The sequence below is a fragment of the Rhodococcus sp. T2V genome (genome assembly GCF_029269925.1).
GTDB classification, from domain to species: domain Bacteria; phylum Actinomycetota; class Actinomycetes; order Mycobacteriales; family Mycobacteriaceae; genus Rhodococcus_F; species Rhodococcus_F koreensis.
On sequence record NZ_JARJBD010000038.1, the window covers coordinates 77014 to 83924 of the forward strand.

The 6911-nt window shown below is 63.8% G+C and carries 4 protein-coding genes and 2 pseudogenes; 2 read left to right on the forward strand and 4 right to left on the reverse strand.

All coding sequences use genetic code 11. From position 1 onward, the window contains the following. The first annotated feature begins 292 nt into the window (after window positions 1-292). Together P3H15_RS28370 and P3H15_RS28375 are read left to right on the forward strand one after the other, a co-directional pair. Window positions 293-1417: a hypothetical protein gene (locus P3H15_RS28370; protein ID WP_276140288.1), complete on the forward strand. Its 1125-nt coding sequence runs from the start codon at window positions 293-295 to the stop codon at window positions 1415-1417. Window positions 1418-1737: 320 nt separating this feature from the next. Beyond that, entirely contained in the window at window positions 1738-2961 is a 1224-nt protein-coding gene (locus P3H15_RS28375) for a hypothetical protein (protein WP_276140289.1), read from the forward strand. A 250-nt stretch (window positions 2962-3211) separates the two neighbouring features. Here the strand turns inward: P3H15_RS28375 and P3H15_RS28380 are convergent. The 4 genes and pseudogenes from P3H15_RS28380 to P3H15_RS28395 all read right to left on the reverse strand — a co-directional run. Then, window positions 3212-3436: pseudogene (locus P3H15_RS28380) on the reverse strand (transposase); the annotation flags it as partial. Between the two features lie 49 nt (window positions 3437-3485). Beyond that, window positions 3486-5273 (reverse strand): tyrosine-type recombinase/integrase, encoded by a 1788-nt coding sequence (locus P3H15_RS28385; protein ID WP_276140290.1) that lies wholly within the window; start codon window positions 5271-5273, stop codon window positions 3486-3488. A gap of 148 nt (window positions 5274-5421) precedes the next feature. Continuing rightward, a complete protein-coding gene (locus tag P3H15_RS28390; protein WP_276140291.1) occupies window positions 5422-6483 on the reverse strand; it encodes a tyrosine-type recombinase/integrase in 1062 nt (353 codons plus the stop codon). 107 nt (window positions 6484-6590) lie between these two features. Then, window positions 6591-6911: pseudogene (locus P3H15_RS28395) on the reverse strand (transposase); the annotation flags it as partial.

Here is a 6911-nt window from a genome sequence, read left to right on the forward strand (position 1 = left end):
ACCCCCAGGAAAGGACACCGCAAGTCGAACCTTTAGGCGGGAACCTACAGTTCCACGGAGCGGCGTCACTTTCCAAATTTCATGTCACTCTCGTGTCACTTTCCAAGTTTCGTGTCACTCATCCGGCCCTGACCTCGGCTTTTGCATCCGGATCTGAGTGCACAACCGGGGACTTCGACAAGACTGCGAGAATCTGCCACTGACATGATGGTAAGTATCCGCAGGTCAGTAGTGTCGGCAGCCGACAAGTTCGGGCGGAACCTACAGCTGCTGCTGTAGGTTCCACGGTCTCGTGTCGGTTCCAGATTTCACGTCCGGTGGCGTGTCGGATTCCAAATTTCGTGTCGGTGGCGACGAGACTGACGGCGTGACCGGGGGCGACGAGGAGGTCGAGGTAAGAGTGGAAACGGCGTACTACTACCCGGCTCCGTACTGGAATGAGGCCGAGAGTAACGGTCTGAAGCCGCTGCTGTTGTTCTTCGACGATGTTTCGATCCTTCTCCCGCGATACATGACCCACCGCCCGGAGTTGGCTGACCCAATCCTTGCCGGACCGATGAGCGAACAAGGACTCCTACGAGTGCTCGAGCCCGAGACCTTCGTAGATCAGCAGATGACCGAGGACCTCGCGACTGTGATCGTCAACCTCATCACCGACGGTGCGTTCGATGACTTGAACACCGATGGCACTTACTATCAGGAGCTTTCGGCGAGTCGAATGGGTTGGGACGCCGACATTGGGTTGGCACAGATGCTCGTCAACGAACTTCAGGAACGCGATCTCGCTCGGCCATCAGAAGACGGAGTCTCTATTCCTCTCCACCCTGCCGTTCGCACGACGATCCTGGTCATCCTCGCACAGCTAGCTCGATCAGCTGGTCGACGACAGGGGCTGTCCTTGCACCCCGTAACTTCCCAATGGAGTCGGACGGCGGATCTCATGCAGACTTTGAGCCGCTCACCGATGCCATCGGCAGGTCACCTGGTCTCGCTGGACATCGAACCAGTCGCCATCAATCTGGAGAGTGTCCCCCTCGACGAGATTCTCGACTTTCGCGATCAACACCGCGAGCAATACCAGTCATACATGCGTGATTGCCGGAGATTCTTGATCGAGCTCGGTCCGCTTCCGCCTGCGGAACGCACCATTTTGCTGCAAGACCGCAGAGAAGAATTACAAGACAGAGCGTTCTCTCTTCGGCGAACCGCCCAGAGGGCATGGAATCTAAATCAGATGGCGACTTTCGGACTCGGGATTGCTGGCGCAGCATGGGAACTTGTCGGCAAGCACGACCCAGTGTCGGCAGCAATAGTTGCGGCTGGCGCTGGCGTCGCCACTATCGCTGCTGGTTCGACGGATATCGTGGATGCCTACAGCTACATCGTCGACGTGGGGCGCACCTTCAGCATGCGATAGCTGTGCGCGGTATTGCGTCGGCGTTCCGAGAAACGTCTTTGAGAATTCCGACAAGTTAGCCGGAAGACCGGACCCGCCATGTTTGCCGGAAATACGCAGTTCAGGCGAGTGTGCCTCTCACATCTTTACGTGGAACCTACAATGGGCCACGGAGAGAAATGCCCGTCACCGACGTTCAGCAGTGTCGATGCGCCACGAGTCGCAGGTTGGCGCACCCGCCGGGGGATACCTACACGGGGCGGGCAGCATCGCAAACGTTCAGTCCGTAGGATAACCCCATCTGTGCGACGCCTACCCCGGTAGACAGCGACAATGTGAATGTGTCGAATCCATCCTCAGCGGAGACCTTCATCCGATTCCAACTCGAACAGTTGGCCGCACGGAACGAGCACCACAAGTTCGAGCAGATCTGCACCCGGATCGCTCGACGCAGGATCAGCAGCAACATCCTTCTCTCGATCGGCCCGGCAAGCGCCGGTGGGGATCAAGGCCGAGACACCGAGACCTACTACACGCGCCTTCCGGAGGAATTGCCCGGCGCGGCTGGATTTGTCGGTCGAGCTACCAGCCGCCCTGTGGCGGTGGCATGCACCGTGCAACGCACTGGCCTTCCAGCGAAGATCAGGGGCGACCTGGCCAGCATCTGTCGACCTAACTCCTCCTCGGTTGAGAACGTCGCCTTTTTCTCCGTACACGAAATCTCTGCGGCTAAGAAGCATGAATTGCAACAACATGCCCGCGCCGAGCACCAGGTAAATCTTGAGATTTTCGTGGGTGAGGACATCGCAACCTTCCTCGCTGAACCCGATCTCGTCTGGGTTGCTCAAAAGGACCTCGACCTGCCCGCCGCCATGGTTCCGGAGCAGCACGATGAGACCGCTCCGCGGTGGTATAACGACATTCTGTCTGGCCTTCGCCACCGCAATGCACCCTTACTGTCATTTGGCGACTTGTCTCAAGTACGGCAAGGACTACGCCACGCAACCTTCGACGCAGCTGCCAAACCTGATCTACCGGAGTGGCTTGAATACACGGGTCAATTCCTTCCGACGCAAGACGCTTCTGAGGATGAAGTGACCTTCCGCGCCCGATACGAGATCTCAGTCGCTCGTCTGCGCGGCATGGATTCTCTCGATGGCGTAGAAGGACATATCCGAGCTGCGATGGACTTCGCTCTTGACTCGGAATCGCCGGCGGTTATTGAGGATGCGGGTGTGCTCCTCATGTACTGGGGCGGTGGCTGGGTGCGAGACCTTGCCACGTGTAGCCCAAATGAACTCCGCGACTACAACCTACGCATGCGCAAGCACATCGATCAGCTGCTTTCGGACACCGACGAGACAACCTACCCGATTCGCACGCAGGACTCCTTGCCACGCGCGCGCAGCTGTGTCTCCACCCGCGTTGGCCAGAATTTAGCCCCACGCCAACTGGCCTCACCGCCCCCAGCAAGGTCGCCGAACTTGTATCCGCGGACGAGGCCCTGCCGGACCTATCGCCCGACGCAAGGATGTTTGACCGATCCGAAGCAATGGAACACCTGAAGCGGCTCGTAGACCTCCTGCCGCGGGCGCGAGCCTTCCCTGTCGAATCCATTAGCAGCATGTTTGAGCAGCTTGCACCAGCTCTCGCAGACGATCCGAGCTACTCAATCGTCCGTGATGGCTTCGACGAGGCCACTGCCGCAGTCGAGGGTGACAGTGCAGTGGCTTCCCGATGCAGAACCCGTGCCATGGCCTTTCGGTCAAGTCCCGGGGCGTGGTGTACGAGGTCAGCGCGTGACTCCTCATGGGGTTATGCGGTCAGTTCCGCGGGGGTCACCTCCTGCTGTAGTTCGGTAGTGGTGGCGTTCTCGCCGCGGGAGCGGGCGAGGACGTCGAGGCCTAGATAGCGGCGCCCTTCGATCCACTCGTCGTGTTGCTCGGCGAGAACGGCGCCGACCAAACGGATCAGGGCGGTACGATCCGGAAATATTCCGACCACATCGGTTCGCCTGCGGATTTCCTTGTTGAGGCGCTCCTTTAACCGGCCCTCGCGTGTGGGTCAACCCCAGGTTGCCTGTTTCGGTTCAGCGGTCGAGACGGTGGAGGTGGTCGGTGAGAGCGTCTGCGACGCGGTGGTGGCGCGCAGCTTCGTCGGACCAGCCGCGGTCTCGGGCGTCGGTTTCGAGGGCCTGGATGTCGGTGCGTTGCGCCTCGAGCGCGTCGCGGAACTCGGGTCCGGAGACGAAGTTGTCGCAGGTTTCGCAGATGTTGGCGTAGGGGCAGGCGCCGGCGGCTTCGTGGCGGGAGCAGTAGCCGTGTGCGACACGGGTCTTGAGCATCTCGCTGCCGAGCCAGCTGACGGTGTCGGGAACGATGGGTTTGCCGACCGGGGTGAGCGTGAACTGGCGGCGCATTTTGCCCATGGCCTGGTCGTAGGCGGCGCGCAGCGTTGGTGACGCCAGGGTGGTGTACCGGATCGTCATCTGTGGGGTGACGTGCCCGAGCAGCGCCATCAACGCCTGCAGGCTCATGCCCGCGTTGGCGAGTTCGGTGGCCCAAGTATGCCGCAGCTGGTGTGGGGTGACGACCAGGGGCCGACCGCCGGCGCCGCGCAGCCCCGACCGTTCGACGGCGGCGAGAAGCCCGTTGCGTAGCCGGGTTTGGCTGAGGCGGCGGCCGTGTGCGACGAACAGGAAATCGGTCAGCGCTCCGGTGCGTGGATGCGGCAGTGGTCGGCAGACGCCGCGCCCGCTGGTCCACTCGTCCAGCGCCGCGACGGTGGCCGCCGACAGCGGCACCATCCGTTCGGTGGTGAGTTTGCCCAGCGGCACCTTCAGCCAGGTCCCGGCCGGGCCGTAGTCGACGACGCTGCCGAGTTCGAGATCGAGCAGTTCCCCGACCCGCAACCCCGCCCCACGGAGCGCCGTCAACCCGATGCGAGCGAACGGATCCTCAAGCAAAGCAACGGAGTTCATCACCATAGCGTCGACGTCGGGTGCCAGTGCGCGGGGTAACGGTTGGTCGAGTTTGGGGACGTCGGCGGCGAAGACCAGCCGGCGGGCTGGTGCCTGTTCCCAGCCCCATGCGGTGATGTCGTCGAGCAGGTTGCGCAGACTCAGCACCGTCGATTGGATCACGGCCGTCGAGATGGTGCGTCCGGCGCCGGCGTCGGCGCGTTGCCCACGCCAGGTGCGGGTGCGGTTCCAGACGAGGAAGCCCTCGATGTGACTGCGGTCCAGCTGGTGCAGGCCTGCCAGCTCCTGGTGGTGGGTGGTGAGGTAGTCCGCGAACGGCAGCAGGTCGTTGATCAGGGATTCGACGGATTTCGGGCGAAGCACCGCGGCCCGGACGGTGATGTAACGCAGCAACGTCGCGCGGATCGCTTCGGCCATCGGAACGTCGGCGAAGCGTTGGGCGTAGCTACGGGCCCAGGGTCGCCGCCGCGGTGGTATGTCGACGATGCTCGCCTCGAACAGCATCTGCCGAAGACTCGCGATCCGGTTGCGGTAGGCCCGGCGCGATGTTGGCGGAATAGATTGTGTTGCAGCCAATGCGGTGTCGAAATCGTCGACGGTGTCGTTGGTGATGCCGTTGACGGATCCGCCGTGCCAGGCGAGCAGCACCGCCAGGCACTCGCCGAGGACGGTCTCCACCCAGGACGGCGTCCAGCCCAATGCCAGTCCGGCGGTGCGGGCCGCGGCGAACCCGTCCGGGTCGCGGGCCTCGAGCGCGCTGCCGAGTCCGGTGAGGTTCTTGACGGCGGCGAACTCGAGGTCCAGTCGCAGCTCGCCTCGCCCGATGACGTGACACAACAGCGGCCACGCCCCGGTGCTGCGAAGTTCGGTGAGCCGGTCCGATGCCGGCCGGGCCATCCATTCAGATCCGGGTGCGCGGCCAGGAACGCGGTCGCGGTGCGAGTGCGGCCGCGGACGGCCCTTCCGCCCAGCCCGAGGGTGGCGACGTGGTCGAGATAGCCGGCCAGCACCGTATCCGGGTCGACTACGGTCGGCCACGCCGTGGTCATCGCCGTGCCCCGGCGAGACTGGCCCGGGCGGCGCCGTATTCGGCGGCGAGCTGCTCGATCGACAGGTGCACGTATCCGGCGGTGGTCTCCGGGGACACGTGCCCCATCAACTCCCGCAGCACCATCAGATCGATTCCCGCGGAGGCGAGTTCGGTGCCGTAGGTATGCCGCAGCCGATGCGGACGCACCCGACCGGCGCCGGACAGCTCTCGGTGCCGGCGAAACAACGACCGCAGCCCGGCCTCGGTCACCGGCGCCCCCTGGGTGGGGCCGCGCAGCACCACGAAACACTCCGGTGTCGCCAACCCCGGTGGCCGCTCGAGACGCAGATAGGCCGACAGCTCGGTGAAGAACACCGCATCGACCGGTACCACCCGCTCCTTCGAACCCTTACCGAGAACCCGCAGCCGGCGTCGACCGAAATCCACCTCCGCCAGCCGCAGCGACCGCACCTCGGCGCTGCGCAGACCGCCGAACAGCATCGCCCACACCATCGCCCGGTCCCGATGGGTGCGCAGCGACGAGACGAACACATCCACCGCGTCGGCGTCGAGGGACTCGGGCAGCAACCGCGGCTGGCGCACCAGCCGGCCCCCGGCCCGGGGCCGGCCGGGCCCGAGATGCCCGAGCAGTCCCCGGGCCGTCGGCCGTAGGCCCTGCCCGCGCCGGGGTGAGGGAACCGGATTGTCGGCGCGCACCCCGGTCATCACCAGGTACTCGAACAATGCCCGCACCGCCGCGACCCGCCGGTTGATCGTCGACGCCGCCGTCGTCCGCTGCCGCCCGTTCCTCGGTGCTGCACCGGATCGAGGATCACGGCGCACACCCTGCCAATCGATCCACTCGAACACGGTCACCGACGTCACCGCCGCCAATTCGAGGTCGCGGTCGATCAGGAACCGCGCCAGGTTCAGCACATCGAACGCATACGCCCGCACCGTCGCCACGCTGAACCCGCGCCCGGCCAGATGTTTGAGGAACGCGTTCGCCGCCGCGCACCCTTCCCACTCGCCGTTGACCACATAGCCGTCGCCCGCCGTCTGCACCCGAACGGCCATCGTCTGCCCCTCTCGTGAATCGAGCCGCCACCATCAGCATGCGCCCCATCCGGGCGGCGGCCCCGGACCTCACGCCGCGGACAGAATCGTGTCGCCCGAGGGCCGGTTAACCGATCGTGGATTGTTGCTCCAGATCTGTTTCCAAATCTGCTTGGGAAATGCCGTGAACGCCAACAGGTCAGACCGTGCGGCATCGAGGTGCTCGGCGACCTTCGGTAGCTTCTCCGACAGAGCATCGATGATCCGATCATATTGGGCGTGAACGGAATCGGCGTCGGGCTGGTCGTAGACCGAGTGCAACAGGGTCTTCACCCAGGGCCAGGACGACTTCGGGGTCTGGGACATCAGATTCGTCGAGTAGTGTGACTGTAAAGAATTAATGTGTCGATTCGGTTGTGTCGTCTTCCTGCTGTGGTATCGCGGCGAGA

Excerpts from the sequence above, each read along its gene's own strand:
- P3H15_RS28390 (WP_276140291.1), bottom strand. The coding sequence starts at position 6,483 with ATGGCCGTTCGGGTGCAGACGGCGGGCGACGGCTATGTGGTCAACGGC.
- P3H15_RS28385 (WP_276140290.1), bottom strand. The coding sequence starts at position 5,273 with ATGGCCCGGCCGGCATCGGACCGGCTCACCGAACTTCGCAGCACCGGG.